We start from the raw sequence: 18,353 nt of genomic DNA on the forward strand, positions 1-18,353 counted from the left end.
GTGCCGCGTGCCGCCTTTTTCCCTCTCCGCCAACGAGAACCCCTATCCTCCGCTGCCCTCGGTCCAAGAACTGCTCCACCGGGAAAGCGGCCGGATCAACCGCTATCCCGACCGGTTCGTCACCGAGCTGACCGGTGCGCTCTCCGAGCGCTTCTCCGTGCCCGCCGCCCACCTCGCCGTCGGCGCCGGTTCCGTGGGGGTCACCGCGCATCTCCTGCACTCCGTCCTGGGCGAGTCGGGAGGCGAAGTGGTCTACGCCTGGCCCTCGTTCGAGGCGTACCCGCACCTCACACGGCTCTACGGGGGCACCGCCGTGGAGGTGCCGCTGCGGGCGGACCACAGCCACGACCTGGACGCGATGGCCCGGGCGGTGACCGACCGGACCCGGCTGCTGATCGTCTGCAACCCCAACAACCCCACGGGCACCGTCGTGGACCACGCGGAGCTGGAGCGCTTCCTGGACCGGCTTCCCGGACACGTGCTCGTCGTCCTGGACGAGGCCTACCGGGAGTTCGTCCGCGACGCCCGGTCCGTCCAGGACGGCATCGCGCTCTACCGGGACCGCCCCCGGCTGATCGTGCTGCGCACCTTCTCCAAGGCGTACGGCCTGGCCGGGCTGCGGGTCGGCTTCGCGGTCTGCCACGAGCCGATCGCGTCCCGCATACGGAAGTCGTCCGTGCCGTTCGGCGTCAACAGCATGGCGCAGAGCGCGGCCGTCGCCTCGCTGGGCGCCGAGGACGAACTGCTGGCACGGGTCGAGGAACTGGTCGAGGAGCGCAACCGCGTCCAGGACGGGCTGCGCGCGGCCGGGCTCGGCGTCCCCGTCTCCCAGGCCAACTTCGTGTGGCTGCCGCTGGGCACGGACACCGAGGACTTCGCCCGGGCCTGCGAGGCCGCGGGGGCGCACGTCCGGGCGTTCCCTGGCGAGGGGGCCCGCGTCACCATCGGCGAGCCCGAGGCCAACGACGTCGTGCTGGGCGTGGCCGCCCGCTTCGGCGGCGCCGGGTCCTGACTCCGCCCCCGCCCGGGTGATCGCATGCGCCCCTCCCACCCCCGCCCCTGCCCCGTCCCATCGGGCGGGGCCGGAGCAGGAGAGGGAGGGGCGGGAGCGACCGGGCCGTCGTCACACGGCGGGCTTCATCGCCATCAGCAGATACTCGTGCGCACGGTTCGACAGCATCGGGTCGCCGCCGGTCACCGGCCGGTCGTAGAGGTGGACGCGCTCGTCGCCCAGCGTCAGATGGCGACCGAGGACCCGTGAGGCGTCCCAGGCGAGCGGGACGAAGGAGCCCCCGACACGGCGGTTCTGGACGGCGATCACCGCATACGCGCCCGGCCGCATCACGCCGGCGACGGCGGCGAAGGTCTCGTCGAGCGCGGCCAGGTAGTCGTCGTAGTCACGCAGCGCGTACATCTGTCCCGTGCCCGCCGCATCGACGTCCAGGTCGGTGCCGAAGTACGGGAGATCGCACAGGACCAGGTCCACGGAGCCGGGCTCCAGCGGCGGCTTGCGGGCGTCTCCGCACAGCATCCGCTGCCCGGGACAGGACTCGACCCGTCGGCGGGCCTCCTCCGCGCGGGCCTCGTTGATCTCCAGCCCGACCCCCCGGCGGCCCTCGGCCGCGCACGCCACCAGCGTCGTCCCCCAGCCGGCGAAGGGGTCGAACACCAGGTCGCCGGGGGCGCTCAGTTCGGCGATCAACGGTCTCAACTGGCTGACCAGACCACTCTGCCCCGCCGCCCCGGCGACGGCGTATTCCGGGTCCTCGCCCCCCAGCACCAGCCAACTGCGAACCCCCACCGAAACCACACAACCCTTCCGTATGCCGCCGCCGACGAGCGTCGGAGCGGTCTTCATCATGGACACGTTCACCGGAACCGCCCTCTTGGGGAACGGCCGTCCGGACGTTCAGCGGTTCAGGACTCCACCGGGCGGCGCTCCTCCACCGGCCCGCCCTCCTCCACCGGCACGGTCTCCTCCGCAGCCTTCGGCCGCGTACGCACCGCCGCCTCCGGAAGACGCCGCTCCAGGCGGAGCACCCCCAGCGCGGAACCGGTCACGCCGGCCGCGAGCAGCAGCCACATGCCGACCGCGGACACCGACAGCAGCGCGGTCAGCACCGCCGGGGCGAGGGCGGTCGGGACGGCCCAGGAGAGCTGGTAGACCGCCAGATGACGGCCCCGCGTCTCCTCCGGCGCCGCGTGCGCCACCAGGGCCGACGCGGTGGCCCCGTGGAGCAGCTCGCCCACGGTGAAGGCCAGCGTGGCGGCGAAGACGCCGACGAGCACGAGGGTGCCGCTCGGAAAGGCGCCGAGCACCGCGAAGAAGCAGAAGGAGAAGGCGAAGACGACCGTGCCCAGCGCCATGGCCCGCGTCCTGCGGTAGGCGGTCAGGTGGCGGGTCACCGGGATCTGCAACAGGGCGATGCCCACGGTGTTCACCGCGTACAGGACGCCCACCAGGGAGTTCGACGCGTCCAGTTCCTGGGTGAGGTACACCGGGAGACTCACCGAGAGCACCATGTACCCGAAGGCGGTCGGCACGTTCAGCAGGGTCAGGCTCAGGAAGGGGCGGTTGCGCGCCACCAGCCGGTAGCCGCCCCTGCGGGAGACCCGGCCCCCGGCGGGCGGGGCCCCCCGGTCGGTGGGGATCGTCCGGATGAGCGCGGCGGCCGTCACATACCCCACGGCCACCAGGACCACGATCAGGTAATAGGCGGAGTCGCTGTCCAGGGCCAGCGCCGCACCCGCGAGCAGCCCGCCCACGCCCAGGCCGGCGTTGCGCAGGCTGCGCTGGGCGGCGAGCAGCTTGTCCCGGTCGGTGCCGTGCACGATCTCGGCCACGAAGGACTGGATCGCCGGCGGGAAGGACATGTCCCCCAGCGTGACCGGCAGCACCACGAGGAACATGACCAGCCCGCCGTCCACGAACGGGTAGGCGCAGAACCCCGCGGCGCGCAGCAGGTACCCCCCGACGACGACGGTGCGGGCGCCGAACCGGTCGATGAGCACCCCGGCGACCGGGTTGCTCACCAGGCCGACCACCGCGGCCGAGGTCAGGATGACGCCGATCTGGGTGATCGGCAGCCCGGTGACGTGGTGGAAGTACAGCAGCGAGAGCGGGAGGTACATGCCGCTGCCGGTGGCGTCGACCACCATCCCGGCCATGTACCTGGCCTGGTTCGAGGGCTTCTTCACGGCGTCTCCACGATCTCCGTCCGAGCCTGCACGCGCGCGCCGAGCTCGCGCAGTCGGCGCTCGCACTCGGCCCGGGTGGGGGCCGAGGCCACCGCCGCGGTCAGGAAGTCCGCCGACCCGGAGGCGGGGGCGATCACCTGGCCCACCTCTGCGAAGACCCAGAAGCCCTCCACCCAGGGGTCCTTCGGCGGCGCGGGCAGCGAGCGCACCAGCCCCGGCCGCTTCATCGTCAGCACCTGGCCGGACATGCACCGCGGCCGCGGCAGCGGCCCGTCGCCCGCGCCCTCCTCGTACCCGGGGAGCGGCAGGCCCGCCTCCGCGCGGGTCACGCACTCGGCGAGGTGGATGCCGAACATCGTCCGGAACACCTCGCGGATCTTCGCACCGCCGGACCGGCAGGCGATCTCGCACAGGACGAGCCGCCCGTCCGGGGTGTGGAAGACCTCCGCGTGGAACGCGTGGTCGCGCAACCGGGAGCCCTGCGGCTTCAGCGCCGCCAGGGTCTGCTCGACCAGGTCCAGCAGCCGCGGGGTGAGCGGGTCCTCCGCGTCCAGGGTGAGGTCGACGCGCGGCCCGGGGTCGGTCCCGAACGAGGACAGGTCGTACTGGTACTGCGAGGGCCACGCCGCCACCGTCCGGCCGTCGACCACCAGCCCGTCGACGTGGCACATCCGGCCGGGGACGAACGCCTCCAGCAGCACGTCCTCACGCGGGGGGCCGGAGAACTCCTCCCCGAGGCAGCGCTCCAGTGCGTCCTCGTCGCCGAGGATGCGCAGGCCCACGGAGTTGAACCCGGCCCGCTCCTTGAACACCAGCGGGAAACCGTGCCGGCCGGCGAACCCGCGGGCCTCGTCGGCGGTGCGCGCCACGGTGTACGGGGCGACCTCGATGCCGGCCCGCCGCGCCAGCTGCTTCATCAGGTCCTTGTCGCGGAAGGGCCGGACGTCCGCGGGCCAGGCCCCGTCGAGGCCGAGGCGTTCGCGCAGCCAGGCGGCACGGGCCACGTCCGCCTCGTGGTGGGCGACGACGTGGGTGACGCCGAACTCCTCGGCCAGCTCCAGCGCCCGGGCCGTCACCGTCTCGTGGTCGAAGTCGTCGAACATCTCCAGGAGCGTGAATCCGAGGTCGCTCGCGGACACCCCCTCGCCGGACCGTTCGAGCCGGTCGCGGGCGGCGAGGACGACGACGTCGCCGGTGCGGCCGGCCAGCCACTCCCGGAAGGGGAACGGGCCGAGCGGGTTGCGGTGCAGGATGAGGACGCTCATGCCGACTCCACCGTCCGCTCCGTCACCCGGGCGGCTTCGGCCAGGCCCGACCGGCCGTCGGCGCCCACCACCCGCACTCTGATCGTGTCGGAGATGACCTTTGCCCCCCGCCGGACGGCGGCGGCGGTGTCGGGGCCGGTCACGGCCACCAGGCCGAGCCGGTCCCAGTTGTCCCGGAGGGCCCGGACGGTGTCACCGGGCTTGGCGCTGATCCGTACGTCGATCACGCCCTCCTGGCGCAGCGCCTCTGCCACCCCCTCGACCGACTCCACCCGCCCGGGCTCCCCCACCAGGGCCCGTACGCTGGCGCCGGCGTGGGCCACCGGGCGGTCGGGCAACTCGTCGACCAGGCCGAACGGCCAGCCGAGGGCGAGGGTCATCAGGTCGACGCCGTACGCGCTGCGGACGAGCTCGGGAATGACGTCGCCGGCGACCCGGTTGTGGCTCTCGATCACCTTCGGGCCCTTCTCGCCCACCCGGACCTCGGTGTGGGAGACGCCGTCCCGGTAGCCGATCAGGTCGAGGAAGCGGACGACACCGGCCCGTATCTCCTCCTGTGCGTCGGAGGGCAGCCGGGCGGGCACCGCGTGGCCCAGTTCGGCGCAGTGGGCGGGGTCGGTGAACTTCTCGGTGATCGCCACGACGACGTGGCGGCCCGCGAAGCTGAAGGACTCCACGCTGTACTCAGGGCCGTCCAGGTACTCCTCCATGAGGAAGTCCCGGAGCACGAAGAGCGTCGAGACCCGGTCGGTCCGCGTGCCGGACAGCCGCCGCACCTCCTCCCACACCTCCTCCGCGTCCGCGGGGCCGTCGACCCGGCGCACCCCGATGCTCGCGGTGGCGTTGGTCGGCTTGACGATGAACGGGTAGCCGTGGCGGTCACCGAACTCGTCCAGGTCCTCGCGGTCGCGCAGCGGCGCGAACCGGACCGAGTCGGGGTCCGACGCGGCGAAGTGGCCGCGCATCACCCCCTTGTCCCGGAACCGCAGGGCGACCTCGTGGCCGGTGCCGCCGAGGCCGAAGAGGTCGTTGACGGACGCGGCGGCCTCCAGCCCCGGCTCGGTCAGCGAGAGAGCCGCGGCGAACCCGGGCGACCCGTACAGCTCGCGGACGACCGGCTCCACCGACTCCCACCGCGTGTAGTCCACGACCCGGACGAGATCGACGAGACTCTCCTGCTCCGGTGTGATCTTGGTGGGGTGCTGGAGCAGCAGCACGTGCAGGCCCAGCGCCCTGGCCTTGGTGAGGGTCTCGTCGGTGGCGCCGACGAGCAGCAGTGTGCGTTCGGGGTTCATCGGTCCGTTCCATTCTCGGGTGAGGGCGCCTGGGAGCACGCGACGGTGCGGGCCCCGGCCGCCGGCATCCGCACATGAGCGCCCTTGGGCACGTCGTCCAGGACGAGGGACAGGGCGCCGATCAGGGCGTCGTCCCCGACGGTGATCGGCCCCAGCAGCGTGGCCCCGGTGCCCACCGTCACCCCGTTGCCGAGCCGGGGGTGCCGTCTGCCGCCGGCCGCCGCGTCCCGTCCGCGGTCCTGCCACCAGCCGGTGGAGCCGAGCGTGACCTGGTGGAACAGGGACACGTCGTCGCCGATGACGGCGGTCTCCCCGATCACGACGCCGCAGCCGTGGTCGATGAAGAAGCGCTGCCCGATCTGCGCGCCCGGGTGGATCTCGATGCCGCCGGTGAGCGCCTTGACCATCGTGGAGACCAGTCGCGCCGTGCGGTAACGACGGTGCCGGTAGAGGTAGTTGCCCGTACGGTGCCCGACGAGTGCGATCGGCGTCGGATGCAGCAACGCCTCGCTCCGGGAGCGGATCGAGGGGTCGCGGGCGACGACGACGTCCAGTGTCTCCCGCACCCGCCGGCACAGTCCCCGCCCGCCGCTCATCCGGTCGGCTCGGCCTCTGCGGGCCACCAACTGAGGTAGCGCTCGCCGGTGTCGGGGAAGACGGTCACGAGGGTGGCGCCCGCGAGGTCGTGGCGGCGGGCCAGTTCGACACAGGCGTGTGCCGCGGCGCCGGAGGAGACCCCGACGAGCAGGCCGCTGGTGGCGGCGATGGCGCGGGTGGTGGCCGCGGCGTCCTCGTCGGAGACCACGACCACCTCGTCGATGAGGCCGGTGTCGGTGACCGGGCTGATGAAGCCGCCGTTGAGGCCGGGGATGCGGTGCGGGCCGGGCGGGCCCCCCGACAGCAGCGCGGAGCCCTCCGGCTCGACGGCCACGACGTTGAGACCAGGGTTGCGTTCGCGCAGGAAGCGGGCGATCCCGGTGAGCGTGCCGCCGGTGCCCACGGTGCACACCAGGTGGTCGACGCGGCCGCCGGAGTCCCGCCAGATCTCGGGCCCGGTGGACTCGTAATGGGCGCGTACGTTGTCGGGGTTCTCGTGCTGGCGCGCGTACCAGGACCCCGGCGTCCGCGCGTGGAGTCGCTCGGCGTGCTCCACGCACCCGGCGAAGCCCAGGGCGTGGTCGGTGAACTCGACCTCCGCGCCCAGCATCCGCAGGGTCAGCACCCGCTCGTGGGAGGCGTTGTCGGGGAGCACGATCCGGCACGGGTAGCCGCGCACGGTGGCCAGCGAGGCGAGGGCGATCCCGGTGTTGCCGGACGTCGACTCGATGACGGTCGCACCGGGGCGCAGCGCGCCGGACGCCTCGGCGGCCCGCATCATGAAGAGCGCGGCCCGGTCCTTGATGCTGGAGAGCGGGTTGGCCGCCTCCAGCTTGGCCAGGACGTGGGCGTCGGCGGGCAGCCCGTCGAGTCGGAGCCTCAGCAGCGGGGTGTCGCCGATGAGGTCCTCGGACGAGTGGGCGACGCCGGTGATGGATGGGTTCGCCACGGGTTCCTCCGGGTCAGCTCTGCGCGACATGGATATGCAGGGTCTTGTGCACGTGCGCCAGGGCCTCTTCGCGTTCGTCCGGCGAGGAGGCGTTGATCAGGACGTGGCCCATGCGCTGGGAGGAGGAGGCCAGCGGCAGCACGGTGTCGCCGACCCCCTTGCGCAGCCGGACCCGTACGACGGCCGGGTGCGCGAGGACCTCCTCGGCCCCGGTGATCCCGCTGATCGTGCCGGGCTCCGCCGTCGGGAAGACGGTGGCGGCCCAGGACACCGGCCGGCTGTTCACCACGCCGTCCAGGGGCAGCCCCAGGGAGAGCCGGAGAACGGCTTCGTACAGGTCGAAGCCGTACGCCAGGCCGATCGCGTCCGGCAGGTAGTCGCCGGGGGTGCGCACCGCGATCTCGATCAGCACCGGGCCCCGCGCGCCCACCTTGAACTCCAGGTGGACCAGGCCCGTCCGCATCCCGATCGCGTCGAGCACCGACCGGGTGAGGGAGGCCACCCGGTCCGCGAGCGCGGGCTCGAAGACGTGGCCGACGCGGTGGCACAACTCCACGAAGTACGGGGGCGCGGTGGTCTCCTTCGCGGTGATGTTCTCGAACAGCACCTCACCGTCCCGGACCAGCGCCTCCCAGCTGTATTCCGGCCCCTGGACGGCCTCTTCGACCAGCACCGCGCCCTCGCCGGAGCGGCGCGCGACGACGTCGTCCACCGCCGCCTCCGTGCGGACCAGCTCCACGCCCTCGCTCCCGGCGAGCGTCAGCGGCTTCACCACGACGGGCAGCCGCTCCAGCATCCACGCGCGGGCCCGCGCGACGGCGGGAACCTGGAGATACGCCGGCTGCGGCACGCCGTACGCGCCGAACGTGGCCCGTTGCAGCGCCTTGTTGCGGGAGATCACCGCCGCGTGGAGGGAGGGGCCCCGCAGGTCCAGGCGGTCCTGGGCGAGCGCGGCGGAGATCACGTGGGGCTCGGCGAAGGCGACCAGACCGTCCGGCCTGCGCTCGGCGACGGCCTCGGACACCCCCCGGGCCCACGCCTCGTCCTGGCCGCCCTCGACCCGGTAGAAGCGCTCGGCGAGATGGACCGGGCGGTTCTCCCAGACGGCGGCCGACTCGACGGCGCGGACCCGCAGGCCGAGCCGGGCGGCGGCGTCGAGGTAGGGACGGCCCATCGTGCCGATGCCGACGAGCAGCAGCTCCCTGGAGTCGTTCATGAGCTGATCCCTTCCACGGGAGGGGTGACCCGCAGCAGGCGGGTCACGGGGGTGACCAGAAGCGCGGCCAGGCAGAACACGACCGCGAGGCCCAGCCAGCCCGCCGGGCCCGCCGCGATCACCACCGAGGTGATGAGGGCGGGGCCGAGAATGCGCTGGCTGGTGCCGCCCAGGCTGAAGACCGAGAGGTAGATGCCCTTGCGGTCCTCGGGGGCGAAGGAGTAGGAGAGCTCCCAGCCGCCCGTGGCCTGCCACATCTCACCGAACGTCAGCAGCACGCAGGCGGTGACCAGGACCGCTGCCGCCGCCCACGCGGAGGCGGGCCCCGCGGCGGCGGCGAGCGCGACGCAGCACAGGACCATCGCGAAGCCGCCCAGCAGCAGGGCCCGGCTCGCGCCGCCCTCGCGCTCGGCCGCACGGGCGATGGGGACCTGGAGCGCGATCGACATCAGGGTGTTGATCAGCACCAGGCCGGGCAGCAGCCCCGCGGGCATCGAGGTCGAGGAGATGACCCACAGCGGAATGCCCACCGCCAGGATCGTCACGTGCAGGTTGAGCACGCCGTTCAGCCCGGTCAGCAGCAAGTACCGCCAGTCCCGGAAGTCCTTGAGCGCCGCCAGCGGACCGACCTTGCGCTGGATCGTGTCGGCCCCTTCGACGCGCAGCCGGGTGAGCATCAGCGCGGAGGCGACGAAGACGGCGGCCGTGCCGAGGACGATGCTCCGGTACGCCCAGAGGCTGTCCGCCGCCAGCAGCGGCGCCGCGAGCAGCGCGCCCAGGGAGAAGCCGACGTTGCGCACCGTGCGGATGATCGCCATGGTGCGCGTGCGGTCGGTGCGGGCCACCGTCGCGGAGGCCACGGCCTGCGTCATGGGCTGGGTCGCGGCCTCCGCCATGGCCAGGCAGGACGAGACGACCGTGAAGCCGACCGGGCCGTGCACCAGGCACAGCGCGGCGAAACCGCAGGCCCGCCACAACTGGAGCACGATCAGGGTGCGCCGGGCGCCGAAGCGGTCGGCCAGCGCCCCGATCGGCACCGTCGTCAGGAAGCCGACGATGCCGGAGACGGCCAGCCCGGCGCCCACCTCGACGGGCGTCAGGCCCACCGCGCGGACGAAGAACACCGCGGAGGCGGCGAGGAAGAGGCCGCTCCCGACCGCGTTGACCATGGAGATGACGGCGAAGGTACGGCCCGCCGGGCTCGCGGGCACATAGTCCCGCCAGGTCACCCGGCTCACGAGGACTCCTCGGCCACCGGCTCGGTCCGTACGGCGATCAGCGCGGCCGCCCGCTCCGCGTGCCGCCCGGCCGCCGCGCCGTCCGCCCCGGTGGCGACGACGAATCCGGCCCGCTCCCAGGAGCTGACGGTGGGCAGGACCGTCGCGCCGGGGGCGACCGCGAGGTGGACCGTGTGCACACCGTCGGCGGCCGCGGCCTGGGCCTCGCCGGTGATCTCCCGGACCTCCCCCGGAGCCGCGACCAGGAAGCGGACGGCCGCGCCCTGCCGTGCGGGCAGGGCGTCTATTCGGCCCTTGCCCTCCAGGACGTACAGCAGGTTGTTCAGGATGTCGGTGTCGTAGGCGAGGTCGATCAGCATGGTGATGCCGCCGCCGGGGAGCCGGCCCGCGCACTCGACGAGGTGGGGGCGGCCGTCGTGGAGAATCCACTCGGAGTGCAGCACCCCGGAGCGGAAGTCCACGGCGCGGGCCAGGAGGACGAGGGCCTCGCGCAGCGCGTCCGCGGTGTCCCCGGGCAGGTCGGCGGGGACCGTGTGGCCCGTCTCGACGGGGTGGCGGGAGTCCCGGACCCTCTTGGCGGTGATGTTGGTGAAGCCGACCACGCCCTCGTGGACCACGGCCTCGACGCTCACCTCGGGCCCGGTCAGCAGTTGCTCCACCAGGCAGCGGCCCACCTCCTGCTCCTTCGGGGCGCGCAGCGTCGGCTCGTCGGCGGTGGTGGTGTGCGCCCACGCCTCGGTGACGTCGTCGTCCGGGCCGAGCAGCTGGACGCCCAGGCTGGCCTGCCGGTCGGCCGGCTTCAGCACGCACCGCCCGCCCCGGGCGGCCCGGAACGCGGCGACGTCCTCCGCGCTCTCCGCGATCGCCCAGACGGGCTGGGCGATCGGCGCGTCGGCCAGCGCGGCGCGCAGCACACTCTTGTCGCGCAGGACGCGGGCGGCCTCCGGGCCCGCCCCGGGCAGCCCCCACGCGTCGGCCAGCACGGCGGCGACCACCACCGCGTACTCGACGACGGGGACGACCACGCGCACCCGCGGCGGCCGCGGGACGCTCGTGACGATCCGTTCGGGGCGCCGCTCGTCCTGGCTGGGCGCGGGCAGCAGCGCGCCGACGCAGGGGTGCCGCTCCGCGAGGCCTTCGAGCCCGCGGGCGGCGATCACGGCCGGCTCCTCCAGGACGAGCACGGAGCCCGCCGGCAGCCGCCCGTCGAGGTGGCCGAGCATCACCGGGCTGTAACCGACCAGGACGTGGGTGACGGTGTCCGGCGCCGAGGGGGTGGTGCTGATGGTCAGCGCCCCGCGCACCCGCTCCTCCAGCGCGTCGAGCTCCTGGACCGTCGGCGCGTCGATGAAGAACGAGACCGCCCGGTCCTCCGAGCTGCTCAGCGGGCCGAGCCGGACGCCTCGGTCCTTGTGGACGAAGACGGCGCGCAGCGTGGGCGCGTCGTCGGGCGCGCCCGGCTCGACGCGCGGCCACAGTCCGCCGTCGCCGACCCAGGCGGGCACGGTGTCGAAGCCTTCCAGCGTCACGTCGTCGAGGACTCCGGGGACGTGCTCCACGTACACCTGCCGGGCCACCCGGCGCGGGGCCGGATAGGCGGCGGGCTCGCCGAGGGCGATCCGGAGGATCTCGGGTTCGAGCGGGACCCCCGTGGCCAGTTCGTACAGGACGCACAGGCCGTCGCCCGGCGTGCGGGCGGCGACCTCCATGAGGTAGGCGCGCCCGGAGGCGTCGATGCGCCACTCGGAGTGGGCGATGCCGTCCCGGAACCCGAGGTCCCGCAGCATCCGCGCGTTGGCGTCCAGGAGCGTTTCGTCGGCGTCCGGACGGTCGTTGGGCACGGTGTGCGACAGCTCGACGAAGGTGTGGGCGTGCGAGTCGGTGGTCTCCTTGCGGGTGGCGGAGGCGAAGACGACGCGGCCTTCCTGCACCAGGCTCTCCACCGAGTACTCCTGGCCGGCGATCCGCTCCTCGACCAGCACCGTCTCGTGCGGCGGGTACCCGGCGAGCGTGGACCGCAGCGCGTCGGGGCCCTCGACGGTCTCCACGCCGGAGCTGGAGTGGCGGCCGGCGGGTTTGACGACGGCCGGATACGTCACGGCCCGCGCGTCGAGGAGGTCGCGGTCCTCGCCCGCGACGATCAGTGAGGCCGGGCTGACGTCCGGGAGGTACCAGCGCTGGAGGTACTTGCTCCGGCAGGCGCGGGTGGCGCGCAGGCCGGGGGTGGGCAGACCGAGCGCGTCGGCGAGCAGCCCGGTCGGCTCGACCTGGGTCTCGCCCACCGCGTAGGCGCCGACGATGGTGTACGCCTCGCGCCAGCGGCGGCCGGCCGATACGACGCCGGGCAGGTAGGAGTTCTCCCGGGCGACGTCGCCGTCGACGAAGGCGATCTCGTGGATGGCGGAGGCCGGATGGGCCGGGTCCTTCATCGCGAGGTGGGCCTCGTCGCGCCACGCGGACGGCGTGATCAGCAGGATCTTCAGCCCTCGGCGCGACAGTTCCGACAGGTATCGGGGCGCCCGGCACACCACCAGGAACGAGCCGGTGAGCACGAAGGCGTCCGGTCGGTCGGGGGAGGGGGCGGCCGCTGCGGCAGGGGGCGTTGTGTTCATGTCTTCTTCGGTCCCTCGTCGGTTCGCTTGTCCGGCCGTCCGGTGACTGTGCGGTCGGCGTGGCGGCCGCTCCCGCCGCTCGCACGGTGGAAAGCGACCGCCACGCCGTGGGGGCTCATCCGAAGTTGAGCTTCCCGGTCCGGGTCCTCTTCAGCTCGAAGAAGTCGGGGTAGTTCGCGAGGACACGCGCGGCGTCGAAGATCCGCGCGGCCTCCTCGCCCCGGGGGATCGAGTTGAGTACGGGCCCGAAGAAGGCGACACCGTCGATGTGGATCGTGGGCGTGCCCACGTCCTCCCCGACCGGGTCCATGCCCTCGTGGTGGCTGCGGCGCAGCTGCTCGTCGTACTCCTCCGAGTCCGCCGCCGCCAGCAGCCCGGACGGGAGGCCCACCGCGTCGAGCGCCTGGGCGGCGACGGCGAGGTAGTCCTTGTCGCCTCCCGGGTGAATCCTAGTACCGAGCTCGGTGTAGAGGTCGCCCAGAACCCCTTCTCCGTGCTGGTGGGCGGCAGCGGTGCAGACCCTGTTCAGCGCGAGCGAATTGTCCACCAACGTGCGGTACCAGTCCGGCAGTTCCCGCTTCTCGTTGAGGACGTACAGGCTCATCAGGCGGAAACGCAGGTCCAGTTCGCGGTGGTTGCGCACCTCCAGAATCCAGCGCGAGGTGATCCAGGCGAACGGGCAGGCCGGGTCGAAGTAGAAGTCGACCCGCGCCGTCCCGGCGGGACCGGTCGTCCCGGTGCTCATACGCCGACCTCCGCGGTGGCCTCCACGGAGCGGCTGTCGGCCTGCCGGACGTAGGCGGGCAGGTCCTCGTACTTCTTGCGCAGTTCGCGCTTGAGGACCTTGCCGGTGACGCCCACCGGGAAGTCCGCCTCGGTGCGGGCGATCTCCAGGACGGCCAGCTTCGGGTGGCCGGCCGCCTCCAGCGCCTCGTTGGCGCGCCGCAGCAGCTTCGCCGGCTCGTCCACGCCTTCGGCGGCGGTGACCACCGCGACCGGCAGCACCGTGTCGCCGCGTCGGCCGGCTATCACGGCGACGTCGCCGACCTCCGGCACCTCGTTGAGGATGACCTCCTCCATGAACACCGTGTAACCGGTGCCCGCCTCGGTCACGATGGCGTCCGCGGCCCGGTCGACCAGGTAGTGGTCGCCCTCCGAGTCCCGGTAGGCCATGTCACCGGGCAGCCAGTAGCCGGCCAGCTTGTAGCGGTAGGTGGTGTCGGAGTCCGCCCAGTAACCGGGGGTGATGGCCGGGCCCTTGGCGGCGAGGAAGCCGACCTCGTTGTCGTCGGCGAGGCTGCCGTCCTTGCGGAGGATGGCGACCTCGGCGACGCCGACCGGCTTGCCCGCGCAGCGGTCGTTGCGCTCGGTCTCCAGGGTGCGGACCTTGAGCAGCACGCCCCAGCCCAGCTCGGTGGTGCCCAGGCGGTCGAAGAACGCCGAGGGCGTGAGGTCCTTGCTGCGCAGGGCGAGGACCTTGGTGATGTGCGACTGGTGGACGGCGTCGCCGATGGACGTCCACACCTGGACGGAGTCGAGCGAGCCGACGGGCAGGTCGAGGTTGGCGAGTTCGGCGTAGCCGTGCGCGAAGGACATCACCGCGGTCGGCTGGAACTTCTTGACGGCGTCGACCAGTGCGGTGCCGCTGCAGTCGCTCAGGGCGACGATCGGGGTGCCGCCGAGGACCGCGTACACGGTGTAGGCCACGCAGCCGAGGTGGGACTGCGGCAGCGCGGTCATCATCAGCGCACCGGGCTGCTCGGTGTGGTCGACCAGGCGGAACTTCGGCCCCGCCACGATCGACTGGTGGGTGTGCAGGGTCGGCTTCGGGCGGCCGGTGGTGCCGGAGGAGTGCAGGATCACGACCGGGTCTTCGTCGTGGTGGTTCCAGTACGAGGACTCGGCCAGCGTGGCGTCGGGCGGGGCCGGCAGCTCCTCCAGGGACTGGACCCACTGGAGGCCCAGTTCACCGGTGTCGCCCAGGATGTCCAGACGTGCCCGGTCGGCGTAGAGGCCGACGGGGGTGGTCTGCTCCAGCAGGGAGGCGGCGATCGCCTGCGGGGCGTTGGAGTTGATCAGCACCGCGACGGCGCCGATCTGGGCGAGGGCGTGGAAGTGCAGGGAGTAGGCGATCGAGTCCTCGAACCAGACCGCGACCCGGTCGCGGGTCTGCACGCCCTGGGACAGGTACCAGGCCGACCACGCCTGGGCGAGCGCGTCGAACTCGATCAGGCTGAAGTCCTGGCGGAGTTCACCGGTGGCGGTGGCGATGGGGCGGGAGGAGTGGATGAACCGCTCGTCGGGCCGCGGGTTCGCGGCGATCGCGGAGCGCAGGAGGTTGCCTCCGCCCACGGCGGGGTCGGCGGCGAGATCGGCCCGCTGCTGCGGCGTCAGGACGCTGGGGGCGAAACTGTTCACGGGTACACCTTCCAAAGCACGCGTGCATGTGTGATGAAGCCGGGAGTGCGTCGGCTCAGACGGATGTGAAGAGCCGGGCACAGGTGTCGCGGTGGTGGGCGAGATCGCCGCCCAGATAGTCGCGCAGCTCCGCCAGGATCGCGGCGAAGTCGGCCTCCGAGCCGGCCTCGACGACGTGGGCGAGCCGGTGGAGACCCGCGGCGAGTGCCTCGCGCGCGCCCGCCGCCTCGGGGTTGGCGCTCTGCACGTCCCGGTAGACCTCCGGGGTTCCGGACGCGATCCGGGCGAGCAGGGCCAACAGGGTGTTCGCGGGCGGCGGGGCGACCTCGCGCACGTCGGCGGCGGAGACCCCGAGCCCGGCGAGGGCGAGCCCGAAGCCGAGGACGGCGGCGTGGGGCAGCACCTGCGCGGCGCCGGCCAGGCGGTCGTGCTCGGCCGCGTCGACGCGTACGACACGGGCGCCCCAGCTTTCGACGAGCGTCAGGAACTCCTCGGCGAGCGGGCCCGGGTTGACCGTGACGGCCGCCACCGGGCGCCCCGGGAAGCCCAGGGACGGCGCGAACATGGGATTGACCCCCACGGCCTGGACGTTCGGCGCGTGGGTGCGGACCGCCTCGGTCATGGGCTGCTTGACGGACAGGGTGTCCACGAGCAGGGCGCCGGAGGACAGGACGTCCGCGATCCGGGGGACGGCCGCGAGGGCCACCGCGTCGGGCAGGGCGAGGACCACGAGGTCCGCCCGGCCCAGCTCGGCGGCCAGGGCCGGGTCCGCGGCCGTGACGTCGCCCTGTATCCGGCGGACCCGTTCGTCGGACCGCCCGGAGGCGGCGGAGTCCACCACGGTGACCGCCGCACCCGTTTCCAGGAGCCGTTCGGTGAACAGGGCGCCGACCGCGCCCGCCCCGCCGACGACGACGACGTGCTGGATCACCGGTCGCCGCCCGGGTCGGTCCGGTCCTGGTCCTGCTCCGGGTCCAGGGCTGTCGAGAGGACGGCGGTGACCACCGCCCGCGACTTCACGACCGTCTCCTCGAACTCCTCCTCGGGGTCCGACAGGGCGATGATCGCTCCGCCGACGCCGAAGCTGGCCTGGTCGTCGGTGACGACCAGAGTGCGGATGACGATGTTCAGGTCCGTCGCACCGCTGAGCGAGAACCAGCCGACCGATCCGGAGTAGACCCCGCGCGGCCCCTCTTCGAGGCGATCGATGATCTCCGTCGTGCGCAGCTTCGGAGCGCCGGTCATGGAGCCGCCGGGGAACGCCGCGCGGACGCAGGAGACCGCGGTCTCCCCGGGCCGCAGGGTGCCGCGGATCGTGGACACCAGTTGGTGCACGGGCGCGTACGTCTCGACGTGGAAGAGCCGCGGCACGTGCACCGATCCGATCTCGCAGACCGTGTTCAGGTCGTTGCGGATCAGGTCCACGATCATCAGGTTCTCGGCGCGGTCCTTCTCGTGGCCGAGGAGGTCCTGGCGGAGCGCCGCGTCCTCCTCGGGGGTCGCGCCGCGCGGCCGGGTGCCCTTGATCGGCTTGGACTCGGCGACCCTGTCGGTGCCGACCGTGAGGAACCGTTCGGGCGAGGCGCTGAGCACGGCCACCCCCGGGTAGTCGAGCAGCGCGCCGTAGGGGACGGGGCTGATGCGGCGCAGTCGGGCGTAGGTGCGCAGCGGGTCGATCCTGGCCTTGAGCGTGACCGTGTTGGTCAGGCACACCTCGTACGTCTCGCCCTGCCGGATCTCCTCCATGCTCTCGGCGATCCGGGCCAGGTAGGCGTCCTTGTCGTGGCGCGGCACAGCAGTGCCCACCGCGGCCGGATCGGTCATGCCGACGCCGTCGAAGGCCGGCTGCTCGGTGTCCGCGGCCGGTGGCAGGCTCAGCAGCCGGGCCTGGGTCTCGGTCAGCCACCGCAGGGCCTCGGTGTCGTCGCCCCGGGACAGCGCGAGGAGGTAGCTGACGCCCTCGACGTGGTCGACGGCGAGCATCCGGTCCGCGAACAGGAAGGCGGCGTCGGGCGTCTCGGACTTGTGCACGGCGGCGCCGCCGGTCTCCGCCTTCATCTCGTAGCCGAGGTAGCCGACGTAACCGAGGTTGAACTCGAAGGGCAGCCCCTCGGGGACCGGCGCCTCGCGCGCCCTCAACTGCTCGTCGAGATAGTCGAAGAAGCCCTGCTCGATGAGTTCCTCGCCCTGGTCGGGGCGGCCCGGGGCGGTGACGGTGGCGACGCCGTCGGCGACCCGGTAGGTGACGTACTCGGCCAGCGGCCCGGAGCCGTCGCCGAGGAAGGAGAACCGGGACAGACCCTCGATGACGTTGGCGCTGTCCAGCCAGAAGCTGTGGGCGTTGCCGGCGAACAGCTCCCGGTAGGCGGCCTCGGTGTCGAGCTGTGACCAGACCTTGCGGACGTGCACGGCGTAGGAGGCCTTCTGCTCCCGGGTCCGCCCGTGGGCGAGCGCGAGGTCCCGGAAGTTGGCGAGCAGTTCGCGGCCGTACTGGCTGCTGACGGACTCGGGGTGGAACTGAACGCCCCAGAGGGGGCGGGTCCGGTGCCGCACGCCCATGACGACGCCGTCCTCCGTGCGGGCGGTGACCTCCAGCTCGTCGGGGACCTCGGTGGCGGCCAGCGAGTGGTAGCGCACGACGTCGAAGGGCGAGGGCAGGCCGGCGAAGACGCCGTCGCCCGCGTGGTGCACCGGTGAGATCCGGCCGTGCATCGGCTCGGGGGCGAGGTCGACCCGGCCCCCGAAGAGGTGGGTGATGCCCTGGTGGCCGAGACAGACCCCGAGCACGGGCAGCCCGCTGTCCAGGATGGCCCGGGCGCTGACGCCGAAGTCGCGTTCCCGGTCGGGCCGGCCGGGGCCGGGCGAGATGACGACCGCGTCGAATTCCTCGAAGCGCAGGTCCGACCAGTCGGCGCCGTTGCGGACGACCACCGGCGGGCAGCCGTTCACCTCACCGAGAAGCTGGTAGAGGTTGTAGGTGAAGGAATCGTAGTTGTCGATCAGCAGCGTTCTCATACGGTCTCGCCGATGACGAGATCCTCAACCCGGCAGGTCTCCTCGATGATCAGGTCGTACAGCCGGCGGAGGAATTCCTGGTTGATCCCGTGCTCTTCACCGAACCGGGCCGCCCGCTCCTGGACGATGCCGATGCGGTGCGGCTGCATCATGGGCACATCACGCTCCCGCTTGAAGTGACCGATCTCCACACATATTTCGATGCGGGCGCGCAGCTCTTGAAGGAAGCGTTCGTCGATCACGTCGAGCCGCGCCCGCAGCTCATCAATAGTCAGCTCTGTTGCCGGGTCATTTTCCAGCATGATTGGCCCCTCCCCCGGATATTCCGCTTCCCCGGATTCTGCCGGGCCCTCTGCGGGTACGCCACGACTTCCATGGCTCGGGTCACCGCACTGCACACAATCCAGGGGTTGACATAGGGGGGCAAAGCGACACTTTCGGGCGTAGATTTCGAGCTGCCGAAGCTGCGTGCGCGGCCTGCCGCAAGGTGCGGCCAAACGCACTCCGGCACCGGAGCGCACCCATCGTCCGCGCGGACCCACTTGCCAAG

General features: G+C 72.6%; 15 protein-coding genes. 1 reads left to right on the forward strand and 14 read right to left on the reverse strand.

The window, feature by feature from the left end; genetic code table 11:
* The first annotated feature begins 7 nt into the window (after window positions 1-7).
* Window positions 8-1,012, forward strand: coding sequence for a histidinol-phosphate transaminase (locus V9U70_RS00940; RefSeq protein ID WP_419723909.1), 1,005 nt, complete (start codon window positions 8-10; stop codon window positions 1,010-1,012).
* 111 nt (window positions 1,013-1,123) lie between these two features.
* Here V9U70_RS00940 and V9U70_RS00945 read toward each other — a convergent pair whose 3' ends face one another.
* The 14 genes from V9U70_RS00945 to V9U70_RS01010 all read right to left on the reverse strand — a co-directional run bounded on the left by V9U70_RS00945 (window position 1,124) and on the right by V9U70_RS01010 (window position 18,105).
* Window positions 1,124-1,810 carry a DNA methyltransferase gene (locus V9U70_RS00945; RefSeq protein WP_336672462.1) on the reverse strand — a complete coding sequence of 229 codons (687 nt, stop codon included), beginning with the start codon at window positions 1,808-1,810 and terminating at the stop codon, window positions 1,124-1,126.
* Between the two features lie 107 nt (window positions 1,811-1,917).
* The gene (locus V9U70_RS00950; protein WP_336672463.1) at window positions 1,918-3,198 is read right to left on the reverse strand and encodes an MFS transporter; all 1,281 of its coding nucleotides are present in this window, start codon (window positions 3,196-3,198) and stop codon (window positions 1,918-1,920) included.
* Window positions 3,195-4,463, reverse strand: coding sequence for an ATP-binding protein (locus tag V9U70_RS00955; RefSeq protein ID WP_336672464.1), 1,269 nt, complete (start codon window positions 4,461-4,463; stop codon window positions 3,195-3,197). Before V9U70_RS00955 ends, V9U70_RS00950 begins: the two co-directional genes overlap by 4 nt.
* Window positions 4,460-5,758: an ATP-grasp domain-containing protein gene (locus V9U70_RS00960; protein WP_336672465.1), complete on the reverse strand. Its 1,299-nt coding sequence runs from the start codon at window positions 5,756-5,758 to the stop codon at window positions 4,460-4,462. Before V9U70_RS00960 ends, V9U70_RS00955 begins: the two co-directional genes overlap by 4 nt.
* A complete protein-coding gene (gene epsC / locus V9U70_RS00965; RefSeq protein WP_336672466.1) occupies window positions 5,755-6,324 on the reverse strand; it encodes a serine O-acetyltransferase EpsC in 570 nt (189 codons plus the stop codon). Before epsC ends, V9U70_RS00960 begins: the two co-directional genes overlap by 4 nt.
* 26 nt (window positions 6,325-6,350) lie before the next feature.
* Complete coding sequence (locus tag V9U70_RS00970) at window positions 6,351-7,304, reverse strand: PLP-dependent cysteine synthase family protein (protein WP_336672467.1); 954 nt, start codon at window positions 7,302-7,304, stop codon at window positions 6,351-6,353.
* A 13-nt stretch (window positions 7,305-7,317) separates the two neighbouring features.
* Entirely contained in the window at window positions 7,318-8,520 is a 1,203-nt protein-coding gene (locus V9U70_RS00975; RefSeq protein WP_336672468.1) for an ATP-grasp domain-containing protein, read from the reverse strand.
* Window positions 8,517-9,758, reverse strand: a complete 1,242-nt coding sequence (locus V9U70_RS00980; protein ID WP_336672469.1) for an MFS transporter — start codon at window positions 9,756-9,758, stop codon at window positions 8,517-8,519. Before V9U70_RS00980 ends, V9U70_RS00975 begins: the two co-directional genes overlap by 4 nt.
* The gene (locus V9U70_RS00985; RefSeq protein ID WP_336672470.1) at window positions 9,755-12,370 is read right to left on the reverse strand and encodes an ATP-grasp domain-containing protein; all 2,616 of its coding nucleotides are present in this window, start codon (window positions 12,368-12,370) and stop codon (window positions 9,755-9,757) included. The genes V9U70_RS00980 and V9U70_RS00985 overlap by 4 nt, the downstream gene beginning before the upstream one ends.
* A gap of 115 nt (window positions 12,371-12,485) precedes the next feature.
* Window positions 12,486-13,115, reverse strand: a complete 630-nt coding sequence (locus tag V9U70_RS00990; RefSeq protein ID WP_336672471.1) for a mycothiol-dependent nitroreductase Rv2466c family protein — start codon at window positions 13,113-13,115, stop codon at window positions 12,486-12,488.
* Window positions 13,112-14,788, reverse strand: a complete 1,677-nt coding sequence (locus V9U70_RS00995) for a class I adenylate-forming enzyme family protein (RefSeq protein WP_336672472.1) — start codon at window positions 14,786-14,788, stop codon at window positions 13,112-13,114. Before V9U70_RS00995 ends, V9U70_RS00990 begins: the two co-directional genes overlap by 4 nt.
* Before the next feature lie 55 nt (window positions 14,789-14,843).
* The gene (locus V9U70_RS01000) at window positions 14,844-15,719 is read right to left on the reverse strand and encodes a prephenate dehydrogenase/arogenate dehydrogenase family protein (protein ID WP_336672473.1); all 876 of its coding nucleotides are present in this window, start codon (window positions 15,717-15,719) and stop codon (window positions 14,844-14,846) included.
* On the reverse strand, window positions 15,716-17,803 hold the full coding sequence (pabB, locus tag V9U70_RS01005) for an aminodeoxychorismate synthase component I (protein WP_336672474.1): 2,088 nt from the start codon (window positions 17,801-17,803) through the stop codon (window positions 15,716-15,718). Before pabB ends, V9U70_RS01000 begins: the two co-directional genes overlap by 4 nt.
* A complete protein-coding gene (locus V9U70_RS01010; protein ID WP_336672475.1) occupies window positions 17,800-18,105 on the reverse strand; it encodes a chorismate mutase family protein in 306 nt (101 codons plus the stop codon). The genes pabB and V9U70_RS01010 overlap by 4 nt, the downstream gene beginning before the upstream one ends.
* Between the last annotated feature and the right edge of the window lie 248 nt (window positions 18,106-18,353).

Origin of the sequence: Streptomyces pratensis (genome assembly GCF_037137275.1) — a bacterium.
GTDB classification, from domain to species: domain Bacteria; phylum Actinomycetota; class Actinomycetes; order Streptomycetales; family Streptomycetaceae; genus Streptomyces; species Streptomyces pratensis_B.